We start from the raw sequence: 2,549 nt of genomic DNA, 5'->3' as shown, positions 1-2,549 counted from the left end.
TGAAGAGTAAATTATTAAGAGAGATCACTCCTCTTACGCAAAGTGATTGCTTTACGTTGTTTGCCCGGGAGAAAAAAGTATTTGACTTCCCTTTACATTACCACGACGAATTTGAATTGAATTTTATACAGCATGCCAGAGGCGCCAAACGGATCATCGGCGACCACATCGAAGAAATTGGCGACCTCGAACTGGTGTTGGTGGGTCCCAATCTCCAGCATGGCTGGTTTTCCGACGATCATAATGGCGGCATTGTACGGGAAATAACCATACAGTTTCACCGCGATCTTTTTGATGAAAAATTTCTCCAGCGCAACCAGATGAATTTTATCAAAAACATGTTTGAACGTTCCCTCCGCGGCATCCTCTTTTCCGCCGAAACTACCCAGCACATCATGCCCCGCCTTATCCGGCTGCCACAACAACAGGGCTTCGATTCCGTGCTGGAACTGATGTCTATTTTACACGACCTGTCTATCAGCCGGAATATGCGTATCCTGTCCGATTCTACCTTCGGTAATACCGAAACATTCTCCTATAACAGCCGTCGCGTGGAAAAGATCATGACCTACCTGAATGCCAACTACGATAAAAATATTTCCCTGGGAGAGGCCGCCAGGCTGGCGGCCATGACAGACGTAGCCTTCAGCCGTTTTTTTAAAGCCAAAATAGGCAAAACATTCGTGGACACCCTCATTGAAATCAGGCTGGGACACGCCTCCCGGTTACTTATAGAAACCACGCACACCGTGAATGAAATCGCTTATAAATGCGGTTTTAATAATATCTCCAACTTCAACCGCATCTTTAAAAAGAAAAAAGATTGTACACCCAAAGAATTTAGGATGGCCTATACATCTTCCGGAACACGGACTTTCATTTAATGCGCCCGAAAGTTGTCCAGAGCCGGGATCAGAATGATTAGCTTGATCATTTCTGATTTTTTAAGGATCCGGCAGATATATACGTTTATAATCCGTAATATCAACGCGGGAAAAGTGCTGCCACCTATTTACATACCTTTTTTTGCACATATATGGAGCCCCGGGGCTTCCAAAAATGCCGGTAAATGCGTACCTTTGCGCCTTCATGCAGACTTCTACTTTATTAAAGCCGAATTGCTACGTAAATGACGCCGGATTTGACTGGTTATATCCTGAAAAGATACAGCAACTTTCAAGACGGCACTGGACGCCACTCAGTATCGCTAAAACAGCGGCCCGTTTTCTCGCAAATGAACCCGGAAAAAGGATCCTCGACATCGGCAGCGGTGTTGGGAAATTTTGCCTGGTGGGAGCCCGCTTTTACCCGGAAACCAATTTCTATGGGATAGAACAACGGGAAGAGCTTTACCAATACGCCCTTGAAGCAAAGGCAGCCACACAAACCAGGAACGTGAGCTTTATTCACGGAAATGTTACACAACAGGATCTTTCTGTGTATGATGGTTTTTATTTCTATAATTCGTTCTTTGAAAACCTGGTCGACCAGGACCAGATAGATAACAAAGTAGAATATTCAACAAGTTTATACAATTATTACAGCCGCTTTTTGTTTAAAAAACTGGAAAGCAGCGCAAGCGGTACAAGACTGGTAACATATCACAGTCTTGAAGATGAGGTGCCGCCCTGTTATCAGCTGGTGGACGCTTCTACGGACTTAATGCTAAAAATGTGGATCAGAAGATAGGACTTGGTAATACAAAAATCAATACAATGACTACAGACGGACTTGCTTTAGAGATCATCGCACAATTAGGAGCTATAACAGATTACCAGCAGGCAGACCAGCTACTGGCTTCCATAAAAAAAGAATATGCCGCTTCTTCTAAAAAAATCTTCACTTTACTTCGGGAAAAAATAGAAAATCTGTCGCCGTTGGAGTGTAACAGCTTACAATGGAGCATTTACCGGTACGCGCTGATACATGTGCGCAAATGTGCATCGATGGAACCTGCCTGCTGATCATGCGCTGATAGCCAGCTTTTTGCCAACGGCAGCGATCACGGCTTCCGGCGAAAACGCTTCTTCCAGATACAGATCAACAAAATCGTAACTGATTTCCAGGGAGGGTGCAATCAGGTAAGCGGCCGGTACAGGTACGTCTGCATTAACACCGGAAACACGGCCCCAGATCGGGTCTGATTCCCTGTAAATGCCTGTCTTCCTGGCTATGCGGTGCTGCGCGTCATGTACCACATCAAAAGGCAGCGCACCGGGATGCACCGACGTGAAGTGCTTCTTATCTTCACTGGACAATACCAGCAAATGGGCTCCCGCTGCGGTAATAGCTGCATGACTTTTCTTCAGCCGCTCTACCAGCCGATCAGCATAATCATTCCAATGCCAGGAATAAAAAACAACTACCAGTGGCTGCAGCGTAAGACTGTGCAATGATGCCCCCTGACGGGCATTGCCAAGCAGCGGCCCCGCATTGATCACACGCGCTTCTTCAATAAAAAATTCAGGGAAAAAGCTTCCTGCTTTTACCGGGTTAATCTTTTCTCTGTTCCTGATGGGGCTGGGGAAATTTTCCGGTGTAGGCTGCGG

The 2,549-nt window shown here is 45.9% G+C and carries 4 protein-coding genes; 3 read left to right on the top strand and 1 reads right to left on the bottom strand.

Annotated features, from left to right (window positions below):
* The 3 genes from VN105_RS19455 to VN105_RS19445 form a co-directional block, all read left to right on the top strand.
* A partial coding sequence (locus VN105_RS19455; RefSeq protein WP_325643277.1) for an AraC family transcriptional regulator occupies window positions 1-884 on the top strand: 884 nt, incomplete at its 5' end.
* A 205-nt stretch (window positions 885-1,089) separates the two neighbouring features.
* Entirely contained in the window at window positions 1,090-1,689 is a 600-nt protein-coding gene (locus VN105_RS19450) for a methyltransferase domain-containing protein (protein WP_325643274.1), read from the top strand.
* Window positions 1,690-1,715: 26 nt separating this feature from the next.
* Window positions 1,716-1,964: a hypothetical protein gene (locus tag VN105_RS19445; protein WP_325643272.1), complete on the top strand. Its 249-nt coding sequence runs from the start codon at window positions 1,716-1,718 to the stop codon at window positions 1,962-1,964.
* Here the strand turns inward: VN105_RS19445 and VN105_RS19440 are convergent.
* The coding region (locus tag VN105_RS19440; RefSeq protein WP_325643270.1) for a redoxin domain-containing protein at window positions 1,965-2,549 on the bottom strand (585 nt) is incomplete at its 5' end.

It is taken from the genome of Chitinophaga sp. (assembly GCF_035564935.1).
In the GTDB taxonomy this organism is placed as follows: domain Bacteria; phylum Bacteroidota; class Bacteroidia; order Chitinophagales; family Chitinophagaceae; genus Chitinophaga.
Note: the sequence above shows the minus strand (reverse complement) of the source record. Positions and strands in the feature narration are given on the sequence as shown.